This is a genomic window from Paraburkholderia lycopersici (assembly GCF_900096975.1).
Classification (GTDB): domain Bacteria; phylum Pseudomonadota; class Gammaproteobacteria; order Burkholderiales; family Burkholderiaceae; genus Paraburkholderia; species Paraburkholderia lycopersici.
This window is the reverse complement of sequence record NZ_FMYQ01000018.1, coordinates 79,753-102,466: the sequence shown is the minus strand read 5'-3', so window position 1 is coordinate 102,466 and position 22,714 is coordinate 79,753. Positions and strand designations below refer to the sequence as shown.

The 22,714-nt window shown below is 62.8% G+C and carries 20 protein-coding genes; 1 reads left to right on the top strand and 19 read right to left on the bottom strand.

Features of this window, described 5'->3' with window-relative positions; genetic code table 11:
- Window positions 1-124: 124 nt before the first annotated feature.
- A complete protein-coding gene (locus BLU17_RS19600; RefSeq protein ID WP_091999944.1) occupies window positions 125-913 on the top strand; it encodes a transporter substrate-binding domain-containing protein in 789 nt (262 codons plus the stop codon).
- A 789-nt stretch (window positions 914-1,702) separates the two neighbouring features.
- Here BLU17_RS19600 and BLU17_RS19590 read toward each other — a convergent pair.
- From BLU17_RS19590 to BLU17_RS19500, 19 genes are all read right to left on the bottom strand, one after another.
- A complete protein-coding gene (locus BLU17_RS19590) occupies window positions 1,703-3,463 on the bottom strand; it encodes an AMP-binding protein (protein WP_091999941.1) in 1,761 nt (586 codons plus the stop codon).
- Window positions 3,464-3,858: 395 nt separating this feature from the next.
- Window positions 3,859-4,284: a F0F1 ATP synthase subunit epsilon gene (locus tag BLU17_RS19585; protein WP_091999937.1), complete on the bottom strand. Its 426-nt coding sequence runs from the start codon at window positions 4,282-4,284 to the stop codon at window positions 3,859-3,861.
- Between the two features lie 101 nt (window positions 4,285-4,385).
- On the bottom strand, window positions 4,386-5,780 hold the full coding sequence (gene atpD / locus BLU17_RS19580) for a F0F1 ATP synthase subunit beta (protein WP_091999934.1): 1,395 nt from the start codon (window positions 5,778-5,780) through the stop codon (window positions 4,386-4,388).
- A gap of 90 nt (window positions 5,781-5,870) precedes the next feature.
- On the bottom strand, window positions 5,871-6,752 hold the full coding sequence (gene atpG, locus BLU17_RS19575) for a F0F1 ATP synthase subunit gamma (protein ID WP_091999931.1): 882 nt from the start codon (window positions 6,750-6,752) through the stop codon (window positions 5,871-5,873).
- Between the two features lie 84 nt (window positions 6,753-6,836).
- Window positions 6,837-8,378: a F0F1 ATP synthase subunit alpha gene (gene atpA, locus BLU17_RS19570; protein WP_091999928.1), complete on the bottom strand. Its 1,542-nt coding sequence runs from the start codon at window positions 8,376-8,378 to the stop codon at window positions 6,837-6,839.
- 58 nt (window positions 8,379-8,436) lie between these two features.
- Window positions 8,437-8,976 carry a F0F1 ATP synthase subunit delta gene (locus tag BLU17_RS19565; RefSeq protein ID WP_091999925.1) on the bottom strand — a complete coding sequence of 180 codons (540 nt, stop codon included), beginning with the start codon at window positions 8,974-8,976 and terminating at the stop codon, window positions 8,437-8,439.
- A 2-nt stretch (window positions 8,977-8,978) separates the two neighbouring features.
- Window positions 8,979-9,449, bottom strand: coding sequence for a F0F1 ATP synthase subunit B (locus tag BLU17_RS19560; protein WP_028213229.1), 471 nt, complete (start codon window positions 9,447-9,449; stop codon window positions 8,979-8,981).
- A gap of 139 nt (window positions 9,450-9,588) precedes the next feature.
- Entirely contained in the window at window positions 9,589-9,858 is a 270-nt protein-coding gene (atpE, locus tag BLU17_RS19555; RefSeq protein WP_028203308.1) for a F0F1 ATP synthase subunit C, read from the bottom strand.
- Between the two features lie 67 nt (window positions 9,859-9,925).
- Window positions 9,926-10,777 (bottom strand): F0F1 ATP synthase subunit A, encoded by an 852-nt coding sequence (atpB, locus tag BLU17_RS19550; RefSeq protein ID WP_091999922.1) that lies wholly within the window; start codon window positions 10,775-10,777, stop codon window positions 9,926-9,928.
- 177 nt (window positions 10,778-10,954) lie between these two features.
- A complete protein-coding gene (locus BLU17_RS19545) occupies window positions 10,955-11,551 on the bottom strand; it encodes an ATP synthase subunit I (RefSeq protein WP_091999918.1) in 597 nt (198 codons plus the stop codon).
- Window positions 11,552-11,824: 273 nt separating this feature from the next.
- Window positions 11,825-12,931 carry an SLC13 family permease gene (locus tag BLU17_RS19540; protein ID WP_091999915.1) on the bottom strand — a complete coding sequence of 369 codons (1,107 nt, stop codon included), beginning with the start codon at window positions 12,929-12,931 and terminating at the stop codon, window positions 11,825-11,827.
- An 82-nt stretch (window positions 12,932-13,013) separates the two neighbouring features.
- Window positions 13,014-13,901 (bottom strand): ParB/RepB/Spo0J family partition protein, encoded by an 888-nt coding sequence (locus BLU17_RS19535; RefSeq protein ID WP_091999912.1) that lies wholly within the window; start codon window positions 13,899-13,901, stop codon window positions 13,014-13,016.
- 20 nt (window positions 13,902-13,921) lie between these two features.
- A complete protein-coding gene (locus BLU17_RS19530) occupies window positions 13,922-14,692 on the bottom strand; it encodes a ParA family protein (RefSeq protein WP_091999906.1) in 771 nt (256 codons plus the stop codon).
- A gap of 98 nt (window positions 14,693-14,790) precedes the next feature.
- Window positions 14,791-15,489: a 16S rRNA (guanine(527)-N(7))-methyltransferase RsmG gene (gene rsmG / locus BLU17_RS19525; RefSeq protein ID WP_091999904.1), complete on the bottom strand. Its 699-nt coding sequence runs from the start codon at window positions 15,487-15,489 to the stop codon at window positions 14,791-14,793.
- On the bottom strand, window positions 15,486-17,444 hold the full coding sequence (mnmG, locus tag BLU17_RS19520) for a tRNA uridine-5-carboxymethylaminomethyl(34) synthesis enzyme MnmG (RefSeq protein WP_091999901.1): 1,959 nt from the start codon (window positions 17,442-17,444) through the stop codon (window positions 15,486-15,488). Before mnmG ends, rsmG begins: the two co-directional genes overlap by 4 nt.
- A 206-nt stretch (window positions 17,445-17,650) precedes the next feature.
- Complete coding sequence (locus BLU17_RS19515; protein WP_091999899.1) at window positions 17,651-18,400, bottom strand: ABC transporter ATP-binding protein; 750 nt, start codon at window positions 18,398-18,400, stop codon at window positions 17,651-17,653.
- Window positions 18,397-20,184 (bottom strand): branched-chain amino acid ABC transporter ATP-binding protein/permease, encoded by a 1,788-nt coding sequence (locus BLU17_RS19510; protein ID WP_091999896.1) that lies wholly within the window; start codon window positions 20,182-20,184, stop codon window positions 18,397-18,399. Before BLU17_RS19510 ends, BLU17_RS19515 begins: the two co-directional genes overlap by 4 nt.
- A 4-nt stretch (window positions 20,185-20,188) precedes the next feature.
- A complete protein-coding gene (locus BLU17_RS19505; RefSeq protein ID WP_091999893.1) occupies window positions 20,189-21,244 on the bottom strand; it encodes a branched-chain amino acid ABC transporter permease in 1,056 nt (351 codons plus the stop codon).
- Window positions 21,245-21,492: 248 nt separating this feature from the next.
- Entirely contained in the window at window positions 21,493-22,662 is a 1,170-nt protein-coding gene (locus BLU17_RS19500; RefSeq protein WP_091999891.1) for an ABC transporter substrate-binding protein, read from the bottom strand.
- Window positions 22,663-22,714 lie beyond the last annotated feature (52 nt).

The following is a 22,714-nucleotide window of genomic DNA, read 5'->3' as shown; positions in this document are numbered from 1 at the left end:
GCGGGCGCTATGATCGAGCGGCTTTCCGAACGATTACATCAACAGAACCCGATTCGTACCGCCAACGCGGTACGGGACCGCAGAAAGCGCCGAAGCGTCAGCTCCGGCCGACAAAGGAGACACGATGAAAATAGCCGCCTTCGCCCTGACCGCCGCATTGCTCGGCACAAGCGCATTCGCTCAGTCCTCCGGTGCGCCGGCCGCCGCCACACCTTCGCGGCTCGACGAAATCATCGCGCGCGGCACACTGCGTGCCTGCACGACCGGCGACTACAAGCCCTACTCGTTCTACAGACAGGACGGCACGTTCGAGGGCATCGACATCGACATGGCGGAGTCGCTGGCGAAGTCGCTGGGCGTGAAGGCCGAGTTCGTGAAGACGTCATGGTCCAATCTCATGAACGACTTCCTCGCGAAGTGCGACGTGGCCGTTGGCGGCGTCTCCACCACGCTTGACCGTCAGAAGCGCGCGTTCTTCACCGAGGCCTATCAGGTCGACGGGAAGACGCCGATCGTGCGTTGCGACGACGTGAGCAAGTACCAGACGGTCGCGCAGATCGACCAGCCGTCGGTGCGCGTGATCATGAATCCGGGCGGGACGAACGAACGCTTCGCGAAGCAGTTCTTTCCGCACGCGAATCTCATCATGTATCCGGACAACGTAACGATCTTCAAGCAGATCCTCGCGGGCAAAGCCGACGTGATGGTGACCGACGCGTCCGAAACCCTGCTGCAGCAGAAGCTCAACCCCGGCCTGTGCTCGGTGCATCCGGACAAGCCGTTCCAGTACGGCGAAAAGGCGTGGATGGTGCCGCGCGGCGACGTGGTGTTCCAGCAATACGTCGACCAGTGGCTGCATCTTGCGCGCGCGGGCGGCGAATATCAGGCAATCTCCGACAAGTGGCTGAAGTGAGGCGCTGAACGCTCGGGCGCGGCGACGCAACCGCGCTTCGCATTGCGGTCGCCGCCCTTCTCTCCGCTTCGTTGTGGCCCCTCAAATTGCTACGATGAGTTGCAGGCGTGTCGGCAGCGCGAAGCGTGCAGGTGGCGCACAGGCTCACGGCGACGCATTGTGCATGTGCGCAGGCCTCGAACGCTCGCGATCGACGTCGCGCATGCAATGCCCGCGCGGCGGGCCTTTGCTCATGCGAGACGAATCTTCGCTCGTAACGCTTCGCCTGAGCGGCCCGGCACCACCGAAAATAGAAGTAAAAATGACCTCCGCGAAGCGCCAAGGATGGCAAGAAATCCCGCGAAGCCTTATCTGGCGGGCGTTACAACCTGAAACACTTTGTTACCGCGAAGCCGCTCTAATTCGCCCACAATGCCTTCAACGGTTTCAACACGGATGTGGCCCGGTGCCAGTGTGAGCGGACACAAAACACCAGCCGGTCGGCACTACGCCGAAGCCCTCTTGAGGGGCATCCTTGCTGGAGCCGTGACCGGCGTCGAGGACGTTTCATGACCCGGCTCCTCCTTTGGTCTCCTCGCGCTAACCCCGTAGCGTGTGGTTTTTAGCGGGCTCCAGGCCCGCTTTTTTTTCGTCCTCATTTTCCTCAACGCCCCATTCCCCGGGCTCGCCGCGCCCGAGCGGCCCCGCTGCCATCCAGATAACCGTCTCCGGTCTCCCGAGCCTGTTGCGCATGCCCCGGAAAAGCCGCCGCCGCGGCGCGATTCGCTCGCACGCCGCGGCCACCGCCCGTCAAGCCGTTTTCTGCTCGCTGAGCTTGAGTTCGTCGATCATGCGCGCGCGCATCACGAACTTCTGCACTTTGCCCGTCACCGTCATCGGCAGTTCGTCGACGAAGCGGATGTACTTGGGAATCTTGTAATGCGCAATCTGCCCCTGGCAGAACGCCTGGATCTCTTCGGCCGTGGCCGATTCGCCCGCGCGCAGCACGATCCACGCACACACTTCTTCGCCGTATTTCGCATCCGGCACGCCGAACACCTGCGCCGCCTGCACCTTCGGATGGCGGAACAGAAACTCTTCGATCTCGCGCGGGTAGATGTTCTCGCCGCCGCGAATGAGCATGTCCTTGAGCCTGCCCACGATGTTGCAATACCCCTCGGCGTCGAGCGTCGCGAGATCGCCGGTATGCATCCAGCCGTCGACGATGGCCTCGGCCGTCCGGGCCTCGTCGTTCCAGTAGCCCTGCATCACCGAATAGCCCTTCGTGCAAAGCTCGCCCGTCTCGCCCACCGGCACGATGTTGCCGAGCGCATCGACGATCTTCACTTCGAGATGCGGCTGGATGCGGCCGACCGTCGTCGTACGCTTGTCGAGCGGATCGGTGGTCGAGCTCTGGAACGACACCGGGCTCGTCTCCGTCATGCCATAGGCGATCGTGATCTCAGCGAGATGCATCTTCGAGACGACGCGCTTCATCGTCTCGATCGGACACGGCGAGCCGGCCATGATGCCGGTGCGCAGCCGCGAAAGGTCGAAGCGCGCGAACTCGGGGTGGTCGAGCTCCGCGATGAACATCGTGGGCACGCCATGCAACGCCGTGCAGCCTTCCTCCGACACGGCTTCGAGCGTCGCGCGCGGGTCGAACGCCTCGCCGGGGAACACCATGTTGGCGCCCACCGAGACACACGCGAGCACCGCGAGCACCATGCCGAAGCAGTGATAGAGCGGCACCGGAATGCAGAGCGAATCCGCTTCGGCAAGGCGCATCGCCTGGGCGATGAAACGCCCGTTGTTGAGAACGTTGCGGTGCGTGAGCGTCGCGCCCTTCGGGTTGCCCGTCGTGCCGCTCGTGAACTGGATGTTGATCGCGTCGTCTGGTGACAGCGTCGCGCCGATGGCGTCGAGCCATGCCGCGCCTTCGCGGGCGATGCGCTCGCGTCCCATGTCCACGAGCTCGCTGAAGCAGAACATGCCGGGCGTCGCCGTATCGCACATGCGCACGACCGCACGCAGCTCGGGCAAGCGCGCGGACTGGAGCTGGCCGGGCGTGGCGCTCGCGAGTTCGGGCGCGAGCGTTTGCAGCATTTCGAGGTATTTCGACGTCTTGAAGCTCTCGGCGGAAACGATGGCTTTGCAGCCGACCTTGTTCAGCGCGTATTCGAGTTCGGCGAGGCGGTAAGCGGGATTGATGTTGACGAGGATCGCGCCGATGCGCGCCGTGGCGAACTGCGTAAGCAGCCATTCGACGCGATTGGGCGACCAGATGCCCACGCGGTCGCCCTTGACGATGCCCAGCGCGGCGAAGCCGGCCGCGAGCACGTCGACCTCGGCCGCGAACTCGCGCCACGTCCAGCGAATGCTCTGCTCCCGAAACACCACGGCAGGGCGCTCGGGAAACCGGTTCGCCGTCTCCAGCAGGAACGCGCCGAGGGTCGCGTCGCTGAGCCGCGCGTCGGTCGTGCCTCGCACATAGGAAAGCCCGTCCTTCGGCGCGATGAGCGCTTCATGTTCCCCGGGCGCGGCGGTCGCGCCTGCTGCGTCGATTGCCATGATGGCTGTCTCCTGGGGAGCGTCACTCCCGCTTGAAATGAATTTGAAAAACATTGTGCCACCTGCTTTCCCCGGGGCGGCATCAAGTCTTACCCGCAGCGCATTCCCTTGCGTCGTGCCCAGCGTTTCCCGGCTCGCCGGGCACGAACGCATGATTTGGCATTACCTTTCCGTAAACGTCAAGTATGTCGGAGCGTTTTGGTCGGTCACGTCGGTTCATGCCATTTACGCTGCTTTTTTCATCGCGATGCCATCCAGCAGTGCGCTTCGTTCAGGGTTCTTTTATTCACGGCCCTTTCGCTCACCGCTCTTTTCCCGCGCCCAATGAAAAAGGGCTCCCCGCCTGGGGAGCCCTTTTTGCTTCGGACGCCGCGCCACGAAGGCGCGCGCCGGAATCAGTGCTGATTCATCTTGCGCAGGCGCTGGATCGCCGCGAGTTGCGCGACCGCGTAAGCCAGTTCGGCCTGAGCGGTGGCGTACTCGAGGTTCGAGCCAGAGTTCTGCAGCGCCTCTTCGGCGCGCTTGCGCGCTTCCGTGGCTTTCGCCTCGTCCAGATCCTTGCCGCGGATCGCCGTGTCGGCGAGAACCGTGACGGCGCCCGGCTGCACTTCGAGAATGCCGCCCGCGACGAACACGAATTCCTCATCGCCGTCTTCCGCGACGATACGCACCGCACCCGGACGGATACGCGTGATGAGCGGCGTGTGACCCGGCAGAATGCCCAGCTCGCCCGCCTCGCCCGGAAGCGCGACGAACTTCGCCTGGCCGTCGAAGATGCTCTCTTCGGCGCTGACGACGTCTACCTTGATGGTTGCTGCCATATGTATCGACTCCTTGGGGTCAATGGGTTGCAGTGGCGAGACTCGTCAACGCTGACCGATACCGCGCGACGAATCTCGCCTCTTTGTCCGCAACTCGACCCTTACTGGATCTTCTTGGCCTTTTCGAAGGCTTCGTCGATCGTGCCGACCATGTAGAACGCCTGCTCCGGCAGGTGATCGCATTCGCCGTCGACGATCATCTTGAAGCCGCGGATGGTTTCCTTCAGCGGTACGTACTTGCCCGGCGAGCCCGTGAAGACTTCCGCGACGTGGAACGGCTGCGAGAGGAAACGCTGGATCTTGCGCGCGCGGGCGACGGTCAGCTTGTCTTCCGGCGACAGTTCGTCCATGCCCAGAATCGCGATGATGTCGCGCAGCTCCTTGTAGCGCTGCAGCGTTTGCTGCACGCCGCGCGTGATCGAGTAGTGCTCTTCGCCGATCACGTTCGGGTCGATCTGACGCGAGGTCGAGTCGAGCGGATCGACTGCCGGATAGATACCGAGCGAGGCGATGTCACGCGACAGCACGACGGTTGCGTCAAGGTGGCCGAAGGTCGTAGCCGGCGACGGGTCGGTCAAGTCGTCCGCAGGGACGTACACGGCCTGGACCGACGTAATCGAGCCCTTCTTCGTCGACGTAATGCGCTCTTGCAGCTTGCCCATTTCTTCAGCCAGCGTCGGCTGATAGCCCACTGCCGACGGCATACGGCCGAGCAGTGCCGACACTTCGGTACCGGCCAGCGTGAAACGGTAGATGTTGTCGACGAAGAACAGCACGTCGAGGCCCTCGTCGCGGAAGTGCTCGGCCATCGTCAGGCCGGTCAGCGCGACGCGCAGACGGTTGCCCGGCGGCTCGTTCATCTGGCCGTACACGAGCGCGACCTTGTCGAGCACGTTCGAGTCCTTCATTTCGTGGTAGAAGTCGTTGCCCTCACGGGTACGCTCGCCCACGCCCGCGAACACGGAGTAGCCGCCGTGCTCCTTCGCGATGTTGTTGATGAGCTCCATCATGTTGACGGTCTTGCCCACGCCGGCGCCGCCGAACAGACCGACCTTGCCGCCCTTTGCGAACGGGCAGATCAGGTCGATCACCTTGATGCCGGTTTCGAGCAGTTCCGCCGACGGCGACAGCTCGTCGAACGCCGGAGCCTTCTGGTGGATCGAGCGCGTGTGCTCGCTGACGATCGGGCCCGCTTCGTCGATCGGGCGGCCGAGCACGTCCATGATGCGGCCGAGCGTCGGCTTGCCGACCGGCACGCTGATGGGGTTGCCCGTGTTCTTCACGATCACGCCGCGGCGCAGCCCGTCCGAAGCACCCAGACAGATGGTGCGGACAACGCCGTCACCCAGTTGCTGCTGCACTTCGAGGGTCAGCTCCGACCCTTCGAGAATCAGCGCGTCGTAGATCTTCGGCATGTGCTCACGCGGGAATTCCACGTCGATCACCGCGCCGATGCACTGTACGATCTTGCCTTCTACCAAAGCAGTTGTACTCATCGATTTTCCTTTAGATACCTGAATTCTTCACTCGGCCGCCGCTAGCCGTGTATGGCGCAGCGGCGCGGTTTCGCGTTCGGCTTTGCCCGGTCAGACCGCTGCTGCGCCGCCGACGATTTCCGAAAGTTCCTTCGTAATCGCGGCCTGGCGGCTCTTGTTGTACGAGAGCTGCAGTTCGTTGATAACCGTCTTCGCGTTGTCCGACGCCGCCTTCATCGCCACCATACGGGCCGACTGCTCCGAAGCCATGTTTTCCGCCACGGCCTGATAGACCAGTGCCTCGACATAACGGACGAGCAGTTCGTCCACGACGGTTTGCGCGTCCGGCTCGTAGATGTAGTCCCATGCCGACTTCGGCGTCGTGCCGTCGTCGTTGCCTTCGAGGCGCTCGTTCGACAGCGGCAGCAGTTGCTCGATCACCGGCTCCTGCTTCATCGTGTTGACGAAGCGCGTGTACGCGAGATACACCGCCGAGAGTTTGCCTTCCGAGTACTGGTCGAGCTGCACCTTGATCGCGCCGATCAGCTTTTCAAGGTGCGGCGTGTCGCCGAGCTGCCCGACGTTCGAGACGATCTTCGCGCGCAGACGGTTCAGGAAACCGAGCCCCTTGCTGCCAATCGCGGTTGCCTCGATCGACTTGCCGGATGCTTCCAGATCCTTGAACTTCTGCAGCGTCGCGCGCAGCACGTTGGTGTTCATCCCGCCGCACAGCCCCTTGTCGGTCGTGACGAGAATCACGCCGGCGACCTTCGCATCGTTGTTTTCCACCATGAACGGGTGGCGATACTCGGGGTTCGCCCGGCTCATGTGCGCAGCGATGTCGCGGACCTTGTCGGCATACGGGCGGGCGGCGCGCATGCGCTCCTGGGCGCGGCGCATTTTGGACGCCGCGACCATTTCCATCGCCTTGGTGATCTTGCGCGTGTTTTGCACGCTCTTGATCTTGCCGCGAATTTCCTTCATTCCAGCCATTGCTTGCTCCTTTGTCGACCCGAGTTTGCGCCTCAGCGCTTACTCGGGTCCCAGTCCGTTTATCTAGGTTGATTCCCGGACGGATCAATATGCGCCGGACTTCTTGAAGTCCTTGAGAGCCGCGTGCAGCGCGTTCTCGTCGTCCTTCGACAGGTCCTTCTTGTCCTCGATGCGCGCGACGAGGTCCGCGTGCTTCGACTTCAGGTATTCGCGCAAGCCCTTTTCGAACGGCAGGACGTCCTTGACGTCGAGGTCGTCGAGATAGCCGTTGTTGGCCGAGAACAGCGCCACGGCCAGTTCCCAAACCTGCAGCGGCTGGTACTGCGGCTGCTTGAGCAGTTCCGTCACGCGGCGGCCGCGCTCGAGCTGCTTGCGGGTCGCCTCGTCGAGATCCGATGCGAACTGGGCGAACGCCGCCAGTTCACGGTACTGCGCGAGGTCGGTACGGATACCGCCCGACAGCTTCTTGACGACCTTCGTCTGTGCCGCGCCACCCACGCGCGACACCGAAACGCCGGCGTTGATTGCCGGGCGGATGCCTGCGTTGAAGAGGTCGGTTTCCAGGAAGATCTGGCCGTCGGTAATCGAAATCACGTTCGTCGGAACGAACGCGGTCACATCGCCGGCTTGCGTTTCGATGATCGGCAGCGCGGTGAGCGAACCCGTCTTGCCCTTGACTTCGCCGTTCGTGAACTTCTCGACGTAGTCGGCCGACACGCGCGCGGCGCGCTCGAGCAGACGCGAGTGCAGATAGAACACGTCGCCGGGGTAAGCTTCGCGGCCCGGCGGACGGCGCAGCAGCAGCGAAATCTGACGGTATGCCCAGGCTTGCTTGGTCAAGTCGTCGTAAATAATGAGGGCGTCTTGACCGCGGTCGCGGAAGTATTCGCCCATCGTGCAGCCGGCGTACGGCGCGAGGTACTGCAGCGCGGCCGATTCCGAAGCCGAGGCGGCAACGACGATCGTGTATTCGATCGCGCCCGTTTCTTCGAGCTTGCGCAGCACGTTCTGGATCGACGACGCCTTCTGGCCGATGGCGACGTAGATACAGATGAGATCCTTGCCCTTCTGGTTGATGATCGTGTCGACGGCCACCGCGGTCTTGCCGCACTGACGGTCGCCGATGATCAGCTCGCGCTGGCCGCGGCCGATCGGCACCATCGAGTCGATCGACTTCAGGCCCGTTTGCACCGGCTGCGACACGCCTTCACGCCAGATCACGCCCGGAGCGATCTTTTCGATCGCGTCGGTCATTTTGGCGTTGACCGGGCCCTTGCCGTCGATCGGGTTGCCGAGCGGATCGACCACGCGGCCGATCAGTTCGGGACCAACCGGCACTTCGAGAATGCGGCCCGTCGTCTTGACGATGTCGCCTTCCGAGATGTGCTCGTACTCACCGAGAATCACGGCGCCGACCGAGTCGCGCTCGAGGTTCAGCGCGAGGCCGAAGGTGTTGCCCGGGAATTCGAGCATTTCGCCCTGCATCACGTCCGACAGGCCGTGGATACGCACGATACCGTCGGTCACGGAGATCACGGTGCCCTGGTTGCGAACGTCCGCGCTCGCTTCAAGGCCCTGGATCCGGCTCTTGATCAGCTCGCTGATCTCAGAGGGATTGAGTTGCATTATTCGCTCCTGATGTTCAATTCTGTTGCGTGCCAGCCGCGGCGCCCGGTGGAGGCGCTCAGGCGGTCAGAGCCGCCTGCATGCTGGCGAGCCGCGCGCGGACCGAGGTATCGAGCACTTCGTCGCCGACCGTGACGCGCACGCCGCCGATCAGCGACTTGTCGATTTCGACGGTCGGCTTCAGCTTGCACTTGAACTTGCGTTCGAGACTGGCGACGAGATCGTTCAGCTGCGCGCCTTCGAGCGGGAACGCGCTGACGATCACCGCATCCGCGGCGCCTGCCTTGGCGTTCTTGAGCGCTTCGAACTGTGCGTGGATTTCCGGCAGCAGCGCGAGGCGGTGATTCTCGACCAGCATCTGCACGAGGTTCTTCACCTCGGCCGATTCCTTGACCGGCGACTTCACCGCCGCGAGCAGCAGCTCGACGACCTGGGCATGGCTCACCTTCGGGCTCGATGCGACCGAGAGCACGTCGGGCAAGGCCGCAACCTGTGCCAGCTCCGCAACGAGCGTGGACCAGGCGGCGGTGTCACCAGCTTCGGCCACGCCAAACAGTGCTTCTGCGTACGGGCGGGCGATGGTTGCAAGTTCGGCCATGATCAGAGCTCGGCTTTCAGTTGATTCAGCAGTTCGGCGTGGGCCGACTGATCGACTTCGCGCTTCAGGATCTGCTCGGCGCCTTGCACAGCGAGGGCGGCGACTTCGGCGCGCAGCGCTTCGCGTGCCTTGACGACCTGCTGGTCGGCATCGGCCTTCGCTTGGGCGATGATGCGTGCCGCTTCGGCGTGTGCCTGGGCCTTGATTTCTTCTGCGACGGCCAGCGCGCGCTTTTCGGCGTCGGCGATACGGCTTTGACCCTCGTTACGGGCCGTAGCGAGTTCTTCGCCGACGCGCTTGTGCGCCGCTTCGAGTTCCGCCTTGCCCTTTTCCGCAGCGGCGAGGCCGTCTGCGATCTTCTTCGAGCGCTCGTCGAGGGCGTTGATCAACGGCGGCCACACGAACTTCATCGTGAACCACGCGAGGATCAGGAACACGACCATTTGCGCAAACAGGGTTGCGTTGAGATTCACGGTGTTTCCTTAATCGTTGCTATTCCGGGGAATTGAAACGGCAAGGCGCTCATCGGTTGTGAACTCGATCAGCGCCTCGTCTCCCGTTCCGCCATGCGCCCACTACCCGTTATAGGTCAGGCGCAACCTTCCAGGGAACTTAGCCCGCGAGCTTCGAGAGCAGCGGGTTAGCGAACGCGAACAGCATTGCAACACCCACGCCGATCAGGAACGCTGCATCGATCAGACCAGCCAGCAGGAACATCTTCGTCTGCAGCGGGTTCATCAGTTCAGGCTGACGTGCGCAGGCTTCGATGTACTTGCCGCCCATCAGGCCGATACCGATACAGGCGCCGATTGCACCCAGGCCGATGATGATGCCGATACCGATGGCCGTGAAACCCTGGATGTTGGCGATGAAAGCTTGCATGATCACTCCTTTGTGAGATTTTCTGGAACTGGGGATTTAAAACTGCAATTCGTGGTTCGACAACCGCTTAGTGGCTGTCGTGTGCCTGGCCGATGTACACCAGCGTCAGCATCATGAAAATGAACGCCTGCAGCAGAACGATCAGGATGTGGAAGATCGCCCAGACGCTGCCCGCAATCACGTGGCCGATGAAGCCAAGCACCGTCGTGTCCGCGCCGAAGGTCCACAGACTGCCCAGCAGGGCAATCAGCAGGAACAGCAGTTCGCCTGCGTACATGTTGCCGAACAACCGCAGGGCGAGCGAAACCGTCTTGGCGACGAACTCGATGATGTTGAGTGCAAGGTTCGGGATCCACAGCAGCGGATGCGCGCCGAACGGGGCCGAGAGCAGCTCATGGGCGAAGCCGCCGGGACCCTTGATCTTGAGGTTGTAGTAAATCATCAGCACGAACACGCCGAGCGCGATGCCGAACGTGCCGTTGAGGTCGGCGGTCGGAACGATACGCTGGTGCGGCAGCACCTCGGACAGGCCCAGCCAGCCGATCACGCGCGTGGGCAGGTCGACTGGAATGAAGTCGAGGGAGTTCATGAGCGCGACCCAGACGAATACGGTCAGCGCGAGCGGCGCGATGAATTTGCGGTTGCCGTGGATGATGGACTTCGACTGGTCTTCGACCATTTCGACCAGCATCTCGACGGCGCACTGGAAGCGGCCCGGCACGCCCGACGTAGCCTTGCGCGCGGCGAGACGCAGCACGAAGATGGTCACGAGGCCGCACAGGATCGACCAGAACAGCGTGTCGATGTTCCAGACGCTGAAGTCGACGATCGACGTCTGGTGCGAGGTGGAAAAGTTCTGCAAGTGGTGCGCAATGTACTCGGACGGATCCAGAGCGCGCGTTCCTTCGCTAGCTGCCATATCGTTAAAGCCACCCAAATTGTCGAAAATCGTTTTCGGCCGCTCCCGCCGCAATACTCTATTGCGGGAACGCACCGCCGCGAATCGCGTCTTATGTTCTTCGCATCGACCTGCCGACTTCTACCTGCATCGCCTCTACGCCCCGAGGATGCACAAGGGCGGCGCGATGTTGGCGGGTCAGCGCAATGCGAGCGCGATCCAGTACGTCTTTAGTGCGATCAGGTAGGTAACGAGCAGCGGAATCCACTGCACGTCGCGATACCAGAACGCGATGGCGACGAACATCGCAATCGTCGCCCCCATCTTGAACGCCTCACCGAGCATCCAGTTCAGCACGGTGCCGGCCTTGCTCAACTGATTCAGGCGCGCCGCGAACAGCGCGCCGGGGAACCAGCAGATCGCTCCGCCCAGGAACGCAGACAGTGGAACGCCGCCCGGCGCAGCACCACCCGGCGGCTTATAGAACAGCCACCACGCCAACGTTGCAACCAGGGACAAAACCACTTGCGCCGCCACGACACGAAACGGCGTGACGCGCGATGGGCGGCTCACCTGCGCGCCGAAGAGTTGCTCGGCTTCGACGCGGGTGAGCGGAACGATATTGTTGTTATCTTGCTGGCTGGCGTCCAGCTCATCCCAGCGCGCGTTGTGATCGACGCGCCCGGAAGTTTTTGCCGCCACATCCTGCTCCTGGCTGGATGCCTCGGCCGCGCCCGGCGGAACATCGGGCCCTTCATGCGCCTGCGGCGCTTCGTCTGGCCTCTGACCCACCATCGCGTTATTCCGAAAAATTCGCCTTGCGCGCGTTTTATTACAACGCGCTTACGGCACCGCCAACCAAATAAATCCGGGCGATTGTAAGCGATAGTTGCAGGCAATTCAAGACTTTAGGCCGTTCAATAACACCCATGAAATGCGACTTCATGATGCGAAAAACCTGACGCCAAAAAAATGCGACCGGTAACTGTAAGGGAACGAAGAGTCGCCAGGAGGACCGGGTAAATTCGGCACATTCGCCGAGTAATTCAGAATATGGGACAGACGGCGTCAAAATAGGCGCAGTAGCAATGCGCCGCCCAAAAAGGCCGCGATCCAGAACGGCACGGAGACGAGATGAAATGGCAGCCAAACACCGCGCTCGGTTGAAAGCCGCACCGCGATGAGATTCGCGAGCGAGCCGACAGCGACCCCAAAACCACCGACGCTCACGCCGAAGGCGAGCGCGCGCCAGTCGTGCGTGAATCCGGCAAGCACGATGGCGGCCGGCACGTTGCTGATAACCTGTGACAGCACGGCGCCTGCGGCAAAAGCACGCATCGGCGTTTGCAGCGATAGCGATGTCAGCGCGTGATGAATCCAAGGCAGCGCGGCAACACTGCGCAGCACGATGAACATCAGCACGAAGATCAGCAGAAGCAGCCAGTCGATCTTGAGCACGATGCGGATGCGCCAGATCGCGAAACCGGCGCCGACGGCGGCCAGCGCGACGCCTGCGTGGTGCGCATCGGCGAGCAGGACGAATGCGGCGAAGAGCACTGCCGCGACGCCGGCCAGCGGGCGATCGACGCGCTGGGGCGCAGCGTCTTTCGAAAGATCCAGCGCGCTCGATTTGAAAAGACACGCAGTGAGCACGATGAGCATCGCCATCAGAAACGCGCACAGCGGCGCGAGTCCCACCACGAAGCGGCCGAACGATACGCCGCTCACCTGCCAGAGAAACAGGTTTTGTGGATTGCCGAGAGGCGTCAGCACCGACCCGGCGTTCACCGCAAGTGCGATGACAATGACGAGTCGCTTGAGCGGCAACGGCGTGAGCTTGTGCAGCGAGAGCACGAGCGGGACCACGACGAATAGTGCGACGTCGTTGGTCACGATCGTCGAAAGCGCGGCCGCAAGCACGACCAGCAGCAGTGCGAGTCCGCGCTCGGTGTGAATATGATGAACGAGCTTGTGAGCGAGCCAGGTCGGCAATCCTGAATATTCGATCGCCTTCGTCAGGATGAGCAGGCCCGCAAGCGTCATGACCGTTTGCCAGTCGACGAGTGCGGGCAGCGTGGCAAGCGGACGCGGCGCGAAGATCTGCAACGCCGCGAGCGCCACAATGAGGATCGCGAGCACCGGTTCCGATGCTGCAAATGCGGCGATATGGCGCATCAGGCTCAGGGACCCGCGCGTGCCGTGCCCGAATTCGTGCACCGGCTTTATGCGCCGGTGTGCGCGTTTGCCGCGACGCGCATCACGCCGCCGTTTCGCCGCGCAAGCGCAGCAGAATGCCGTCGAGCGCGTCAAGATCGCCGAAGTCGACCGTGAGCTGCCCTCGCCCGCGCCGGCCAAGCTTGATCTTCACCGTCGCGGCGAGCAGGTCCGACAACTCTTCCTCAAGGCGGCGCGTGTCGCGGCCGCCGTCATGCGTCGCCTTCGCCTTCACCGCCGGAGCGGCCTTGGTCGTGGCCGAAACGAGCTTCTCTGTTTCACGCACCGACATCCGCTTGTTGACCACCTGATTCGCCAGCGTGATTTGCGTAGCGGCGTCCACGGCGAGCAGCGCGCGCGCGTGGCCCATGTCGAGATCGCCGGCCAGCAGCATGGTCTGCACGGGCGCCGCGAGATTGAGCAAGCGCAGCAGATTCGACACCGCGCTACGCGAGCGTCCGACCGACTCGGCCGCCTGCTCGTGCGTGAAGCTGAATTCGTCGAGCAGGCGCTGGATACCCTGCGCCTCTTCCAGCGGATTCAGGTCCTCACGCTGGATGTTCTCGATCAGCGCCATTGCCGCGGCGGCTTGGTCGGGCACGTCCTTCACCAGCACCGGCACTTCGGTCAACCCGGCGAGGTGCGCCGCACGAAAGCGCCGCTCGCCCGCGATGATCTCGTAGCGCCCCGTCGCGATCGGGCGCACAAGAATGGGCTGCATCAGGCCCTGCGCGCGGATGCTCGCGGCCAGCTCCTGCAGCGCGCCCTCGTCCATACGCGTACGCGGCTGGTACTTGCCGGCCTGCATCTGCGTGAGCGCCAGCGTGTTAGGCGCGCCGTCGATCTTCACCGCCTCGGTGATGTCCGCGCTGCCGCCGAGCAATGCTTCCAGCCCTCGGCCCAGCCCCTTCTTCCGTGCTACTGCGTTCATCGTGCTTCCCCAGTCTCTCGTCAGAGTGCGCGCACGCGCTCGATCATTTCCGCGCCGAACTGCACATAGGCCTGCGCGCCGCGCGAGGCACGATCGAATACCACGCCGGGCAAACCGTAGCTAGGCGCTTCCGCGAGGCGGACATTGCGCGGGATCACGGCGTCGAAGACCTTGTCGCCGAAGTGTTCCTTCAATTGCTCGGAAACCTGCTGCTGTAGCGTGATGCGCGGGTCGAACATCACGCGCAGAAGACCGATCACTTTCAGGTCGCGATTCATGTTCGCGTGCACCTGCTTGATCGTGTTGACGAGGTCCGACAGGCCTTCGAGTGCGAAGTATTCGCACTGCATCGGGATCACCACACCGTGCGCCGCGCACAGGCCGTTGAGCGTGAGCAGCGACAGGGCCGGCGGACAATCGATCAGCACGAAATCATATTGATCGTCGACTTCGGCGAGCGCGGTCTTGAGGCGCCGCTCGCGCTGCTCGACCGTCACCAGTTCGACTTCGGCGCCAGCCAGTTCGCGGTTGGCCGGGAGCACGTCGTAACCCACCTGCTCCGGACGCTTGCGCGCGTCGTTCACCGTGACGCCGTCGACGAGCACCTCGTACACCGTGTTCTCGCACGCTGCCTTGTCGATGCCGCTGCCCATCGTGGCGTTGCCCTGCGGATCGAGGTCGATGAGAAGGACACGCTGTCCCTGCGATGCGAGGCTCGCGGCGAGATTGACCGTTGTCGTCGTCTTGCCGACGCCGCCCTTCTGGTTCGCAACGCAGAAGATTTTTGCCATCTTTTGGGTGTCCCTTTTTACTGCCTTGAAAAGTTTGCTTACGTTACGGCGTACTCACCTGCGACGCCATTCGGCCAATTGGCTATCGACAGCCCGGTTCAGGCCGCCGCGACCGGATCGACCGATACTTCTATCAGATGACGCTCGGCGTCGAGCATCGGCACGTTCAGGCGGATCGTATTCAGCGCCTTGGTGCCGGCTGGCAAGCGCTCGATCTCGCCTTCGGGGTGCACGCCCTTCATCGCCCAGATCGCGCCGCCATCCGCAACGAGATGACGGGCCAGTGTAACGAAATCAGCGAGATCCGCGAATGCCCGCGAGACGATCAAATCGAATTTTTTCGCCACTTCGACGCCAGGACGCAGCGATTCGACCCGTCCTGTGACTACCGAGAGATTGGTCAGACCAAGCTGAGCCTTCGCTTGCGACTGGAACGCAGACTTCTTCTGCACGATGTCGTTGAGCGTAACCTGCCAATCGGGACGCGCAATCGCGATCACGACGCCCGGCAGGCCTCCGCCTGAGCCGACATCGAGCACGGCCGCGTCGCTGCGCGCCGGCAGGTGCGGCAGTATCGAAAGCGAATCCAGGATGTGCTGGATCAGCATTTGGCGCGGATCGCGAATCGCCGTCAGGTTGTAAACGGCGTTCCATTTTGCGAGCAGCGCAACGTAGTCGAGCAGTTGCTCGTGCTGGTGCTCGCTCAAATTGACGCCGAGCGCCTGCGCGCCATCCTTCAGCAGACGAGCGAGCGCGTCCCGGTCCGTGATGCCGGGTTGCCTTGCGCGCCCCGTCATTGCGTCACCGGCGTCGAGTCGGTGCCTGTATCGCCGGAATTCTGGCGACGGCGGCCGAGGCCGCGCTTGATGTGCACCATCAGCAGCGAAATTGCGGCGGGCGTGATACCCGAAATGCGAGACGCCTGGCCGATGGTCTCGGGACGGAACTGGTTCAGCTTCTGGCGTGCTTCGAACGACAAACCGCGCACTTCTGCGTAATCGATCCCTTCCGGCAGACGGGTATTCTCGTTTGCGCCGTTGCGCTCGATCTCGTCGGCCTGGCGGTCGATGTAGCCCTGATATTTGATGCCAATCTCGATCTGCTCCTTGATCTGAGCCAGCAGGACCTCATCTTCGGCGAGCGGCGCATCGGGTGCGCAGACGCCCTCCCGCAGTCCACAGACGCCGTCGTAGGTCACGCCTGGACGACGCAGCAAGTCGGCGAGATTGTATTCGCGGTCGATTGGCTTGCCGAGCAGCGCGGTCGCCTCTTCAGCGGAAAGCGATTTGGGATTCACCCAGGTCGACCTCAGACGCTCTGTTTCACGTGAAACAGCGTCACGCTTGCGGCAGAACGCATCCCACCGAACGTCATCGATAACGCCCAGCTCGCGCCCGATTTCGGTCAGACGCATATCCGCATTGTCTTCGCGCAGGCTCAAACGGTATTCGGCGCGGCTCGTGAACATGCGATACGGCTCGGATACACCGCGCGTCACCAGATCGTCGACCAATACGCCGAGATAAGCCTGATCGCGACGCGGGCACCAGGCATCCTTGCCCTGTACCTGCAGGCCCGCGTTGATACCAGCAAGTAGACCTTGCGCTGCTGCCTCTTCGTAACCGGTCGTGCCATTGATCTGGCCCGCAAAGAACAGCCCGTCGATCACTTTCGTTTCGAGCGAGGCCTTCAACCCACGTGGATCGAAGTAGTCGTACTCGATCGCGTAGCCCGGACGCAGGATGTGTGCGTGCTCCAGCCCGCGCATCGAATGCACGAGTTCCAGCTGCACGTCGAACGGTAGGCTCGTCGAAATTCCGTTCGGGTAGAACTCGTTCGTCGTCAGGCCTTCCGGCTCGAGAAAGATCTGATGTGATGCCTTCGAGGCGAAGCGATGAATCTTGTCCTCGATCGACGGACAATAACGCGGCCCCACCCCTTCGATCACCCCTGTGTACATCGGCGAACGGTCGAGGCCGCCGCGAATGATGTCGTGCGTGCGCTCGTTCGTGTGCGTAACCCAGCAGGGAATCTGCCGTGGGTGCTGCTCCGCGCGGCCGAGGAACGAGAACACCGGCACGGGATCGAGGTCACCCGGTTGTTCTTCGAGCACCGAAAAGTCGATCGTCCGGCCGTCGATGCGCGGTGGAGTTCCCGTCTTTAAGCGGCCCTGCGGCAGCTTCAGTTCTTTAAGGCGCGACGAAAGGGTCACGGCGGCGGGATCGCCGGCGCGACCACCCGTGTAGTTGTTCAGGCCCACATGGATCTTGCCGTCGAGGAAGGTTCCGGCCGTCAGCACAACTGCGCGGCTACGGAAGCGAATTCCGACTTGCGTCACGGCGCCGACCACGCGGTCGCCCTCGACCATTAGATCTTCGACGGCCTGCTGGAACAGCCAGAGATTCGGCTGATCTTCGAGACGCCGACGGATCGCCGCCTTGTAAAGAATGCGATCGGCCTGCGCGCGCGTGGCTCGGACGGCTGGGCCCTTGGACGAATTGAGGATGCGGAACTGGATTCCGCCCTCGTCCGTCGCGGCGGCCATGGCACCGCTCAGCGCATCGACTTCCTTGACCAGATGGCCTTTGCCAATGCCGCCAATCGACGGATTGCAGCTCATCTGGCCGAGCGTTTCGATATTGTGCGTAAGCAGAAGCGTCTTGACGCCCATACGGGCGGCAGCAAGTGCAGCCTCGGTTCCGGCGTGGCCGCCGCCGACGACGATTACGTCAAACTCTGTGGGATAAAGCATGGCGGGGACCTCACGCATGGACGGAAACGACCGCGTGAGCCTTCTCAGAAAAAGTGGTATACGCGAATTATAACGGTTTCAGGTTTTGCGCCGTTCACACCCGAATTTTGTGGCTCCACGGCAGCACGCTCCAAGGGCCATAGGGCGCAAAAAAACGGCGTGTTTCACGTGAAACACGCCGCCCATTTCTACAGCGATTGATGAGATTAGACCGGCTTCTTGGCCAAGCCGAGGTACGTCTCGATAACTCGGGGATTCTGCGCCAAGTCATCGGCAGCCCCTTCAAGCGCCAGATCACCGGTTTCCAGCACATAGCCATAGTCGGAAATCTGCAAGGCAGCCCGTGCATTCTGCTCGATGAGCAGTGTCGCGACACCGGTTTGCCGCAGCGCACTAATAATGTGAAAGATTTCCTTCACGATCAGCGGCGCCAAACCCAAGCTCGGTTCATCGAGCATCAGCAGATCCGGCTTGCCCATGAGAGCGCGGCCCACCGCGAGCATCTGCCGTTCGCCGCCGGACAGCGTCCCCGCCGCCTGCGCACGACGTTCCTTCAACCGCGGAAACAACGCAAATACCGGCTCGAGCTGGTCGAGGAAATTACGTTCACCCGCGCGCTTGCGTCGATAGGCCCCGAGCACGAGGTTGTCCTCTACCGTCATCGAGGCAAACAGCTCGCGCTTTTCCGGCACGAGGCACATGCCACGCGCGACGCGGCGCTCGATCGGCAATGCGCCGATCTCTTCGCCCATATAAGCGACGCGGCCGCTCGCGTGCCCGGTTACGGGCAGTGCGCCCATGACGGCGTTGAGTAACGTGGACTTGCCGGCGCCGTTCGGACCGATCACGGAGACGATTTGCCCAGCGCCCACCTTGATCGCCGCCTTGTGCAGCGCCTCGATCTTGCCGTAGCGAACCGCGAGCCCGGAGACTTCCAGTACAGGTGCCGTCATCATTCCACTCCGCCCAAATACGCTTCGAGCACGGCCGGATCCTTCTGCACGTCCTCCGGCAAACCTTCCGCGATACGCGTACCGAACTCCATCACCACTAGCCGATCCGTGAGATTCATCACGAAATCCATGTCATGTTCGACGAGCAGCACGCTCATCCCCTCTTCTCTGAGCTTGCGCAGCAGCGCTGCGAGTTGTTGCTTTTCCTGGTAGCGCAGCCCGGCGGCCGGCTCGTCGAGCAGCAGCAAGGTCGGATCGCAGCACAGCGCGCGCGCAATCTCCAGAATCCGCTGCTGGCCGAGCGCAAGGCTACCCGCTTCGTCATACATATGCTGTTCAAGCCCGACACGGCGAATCTGCTTCGCCGCTTCGCTCATGAGCCGCCCCTCCTCCGCCCCGTTGAGCTTGACGACGCTGCGCAGCACACCCGCGTGGCCGCGCAGATGCGCGCCAATGGCGACGTTCTCGAGCACCGTCATCGTCGGAAGCAGCTTGACGTGCTGGAACGTGCGGCCGATGCCGCGTGCCACGATTTCACGTGAAGTCAGGCGGTCGATGCGCTCCCCGCGAAATGTGATCTCTCCACTGGTCGGCTGAAGCACGCCCGTCACGAGATTGAACGTCGTCGACTTGCCCGCGCCGTTGGGTCCGATCAGGCCGATGATCTGGCCCGCCTTCACCTCGAAGCTCACATCGTTCACGGCCACGAGACCGCCGAACTGCTTACGCGCCTTATCAACTTTCAGCAGCATTTCACTCGCCGCAGGCTTGCTGCGCTGCGGCAATGCTTCCGCGTGCTCGGGCACATGCGCCTGTGGACCTCGCGGGAAGAAGCGCGCCACGAACGGCCAGACGCCCCGCCGCGCGTATTGCAGCAGCAGCACCATCAAAATGCCGAAGACGATGATCTCGAAGTTACCGTTCTCGCCGAGCAGCTTGGGCAGCAGCGTCTGCAGCCAGTCCTGCAGCACGGTCAGGATCGCCGCGCCGAGCACCGCGCCCCAGACGTGTGCCACGCCGCCCACTACGGCCATGAAGAGATACTCGATGCCGTGATTCAGGCCGAACGGCGTCGGGTTCACAGCCCGCTGCAAATGCGCGTAGAGGAAGCCCGACACGGCCGCGAGCACAGCGGCATAGACGAAAATCACCACGCGCATCCAGCCGGTGTTCACCCCCATGGCCTCGGCCATCATGCCGCCGCCGCGCAGCGCGCGGATCGCCCGGCCCATGCGGCTATTAAGCAGGTTTTGAACAGAAAGCACGGACGCGAGCACTACAAACCAGATCAGGTAATAGATATGGCGGCCGGACTCCAGGTCGACGCCGAGCACGTTCAGCACGGGAATCCCGTTAATGCCGTCGTACTTGCCCAGCATGTCGAGATTGCCGAACAGGAAGAACAGCGCAAGGCCCCAGGCGATCGTGCCGAGCGGCAGGAAGTGCCCCGAGAGCCGCATCGTGACGAGCCCCAGAACGAGCGCCACGAGCCCCGTGAGCACCACGCCGACGATCAGCGCGAGCCACGGTGAAACGCCGTACTGCGTCGTCAGGTACGCGGTCGCATAGGCGCCCAATCCGACGAACGCGGCCTGCCCGAAGCTCGTCATTCCGCCGATGCCCGTTAGCAGCACGAGTCCGATCGCGACGATCGAATAGAGGCCGATATAGTTGAGCAGCGTGATCCAGTACTCGGGCACGTGCAGCGGATGCGGCAGCACCGGCAGCGCGAACACCACCACGAGGAACAGCCAGAAGAAGCGGTTGTGCATGACGATTCGTTTCATCGCGTCACTCCTCTTCCTCTTCGGCGTGCGGCGTCGAGAGCGAGCGCCACAGCAGCACGGGGATGATCAGCGTGAACACGATCACTTCCTTGTAAGAGCTCGCCCAGAACGACGAGTACGATTCCAGCAGGCCCACGAACACCGAGCCCGCCGCAGCCAGCGGATAACTCACCAGCCCACCGATAATCGCGCCCACGAAGCCCTTCAAGCCGATCAGGAAGCCCGAGTCGTAGTAAATCGTGGTGAGCGGCGAGACGAGAATGCCGCACAGCGCGCCGAGTCCCGCGGCCAGCGTGAACGCGAGCCGCCCGGCCTGCGTGGTGCCGATGCCGACGAGCCGCGCACCGAGCCGGTTCACCGAGGTCGCGCGCAGCGCCTTGCCCGAAATCGTGCGGTCGAAATACAGATACAGCGCGACGATCAGCACGGCTGCCGTGCCGATCACCCAGAGGCTTTGCCCCGAAATCGAGAGGCTGCCGATGTTGAACGTGGCGTCGGAGAATGCATTGGTGCGCGAGCCTTCCGCGCCGAACATCACGAGCCCGAGCCCCACCATCGCGAAGTGCACGGCCACTGCCACGATCAGCAGCAGCAGCGTGGTCGCCTCGGCAATGGGCTGATAGGCGAGCCTGTAGATGAATGGCCCCATCGGCACGACGATCGCAAGCGTGAGAGCGATCTGCACGACCATGGGCAATTGCTGGCTCGCCACGCCGCGCGTGATCGCATAGAGCGCAATGGGAAAGAGCAGATATTTGCCCGCGAGCGCGACGAGCGTGCGCGCCGCGTGACGGCGGCGCTCGGCGTGGCGCACGAGCCCGGCTGTCTCGACAACGAAGCACGCCGCGCCGAGCGCGACGAGCAGCCAGCACGTGGCCGGAAACTTCTGCGATTGCAGCGCGGCAAGCGTGAGCGCGCCGTACGAAACGAATTCGCCCTGCGGAATGAAGATCACCCGCGTGACGGAAAACACCAGCACCAATGCGAGTGCAAGCAACGCGTAGATCGCACCGGTGGTGATGCCGTCCTGCGCGAGGATCGCGGCGATCGATAAATCCATACTCCCCTCTTCCTGAAACCTTCTGGAACCCGGAAAACAGCAACGTCGAAAAAGCGGCAATGCGGGAAAGAACCGGCGAACGCGCGGTTCGGATTTCGTGTATGAACAGCCGGTGCGCAACCGGCGCGCAGCCCGTTGGCCGCACACCGGTCGCCATGCCGGCCGCAATTCTCAGCGGCCAGAATGACGCTGTGGTACGCGCGCGTGTTTCACGGGAAAACGCGCAGCGCTTTCCCGAGCGTCGCGAATTACTCGCTCTGCAGCTTCCACTTGCTGTCGACGATTTCGACGATCACGCGTGCGCGCTCATCGAGGCCGTTGTGGTTCGTGGCCGTCGTGTTCATGATGCCGTGCGAGAGCGGCAGTTCCTTCACGTTCTCGAGCGCACCGCGCAGCGCCACGCGGAACGCCTCGGTGCCCGGCTGGCCCGCCTTCAGCGCGACCGGAATCGCGCGCTCGAGCATCTGGCCGGCATCCCAGGCATGACCGCCGAAGGTCGCCACCGAGCCGGCGCCATACGCCTTCTCGTAAGCCGCCTTATAGGCCAGCGCCGACTTCTTCACCGGGTTGGAATCGGGCAGTTGATCGGCCACGAGGATCGGGCCCGCGGGCAGCAGCTCGCCTTCGCAGTCCTTGCCGCAGACGCGCAGGAAGTCGTTGTTCGCCACGCCGTGCGTCTGATAGATCTTGCCCTTGTAACCGCGATCCTTGAGCGTGGTCGCGGGCAGCGCCGAAGGCGTGCCCGAGCCCGCGATCAGCACCGCATCGGGATTGGCCGACATCAGCTTGAGCGCCTGGCCCGTCACCGACGAATCGGTGCGGTTATAGCGTTCGTTCGCGACGATCTTGAGGTTGTGCTTCGCGGCCGCGTTGCTGAACTCCTTGTACCAGCTGTCGCCATAGGCGTCGGTGAAGCCAATGAAGCCCACTGTCTTCACGCCGTGCTTCTCCATGTAGCTCGCGAGCGCGTCGGCCATCAGGCTGTCGTTCTGCGGCGTCTTGAAGGCCCACTGGCGCTTGGCGTCCATCGGCTCGACGATCGCCGCCGACGCGGCGAGCGAGATCATCGGCGTCTTGCCCTGCGAAACGACGTCTAGCATCGCGAGCGAATTCGGCGTGACCGACGAGCCGATGATGGCGTCCACGTGGTCTTCGTCGATCAGCTTGTGCGTGTTCTGCACGGCCTTGCTCGTGTCCGAAGCATCGTCGAGCACGATGTACTGCACGCTCTTGCCCGCAATCTCCTTGGGCAGCAGCGCGATCGTGTTCTTCTCCGGAATGCCGAGCGACGCCGCCGGCCCCGTTGCCGAGAGCGTCACGCCAATCTTCACCTGCGCGGCGGCAAGGCCCGCCGTGCCCATCAGCGCCGCTGCGAGTCCGGCACTAACCGACCTCAAAACCCAATTCTTCGTTTTCATTGCGCGTCTCCAAACGCTTTGTCTGCGTGCTGTCGATTGATCCTGCGCCGCT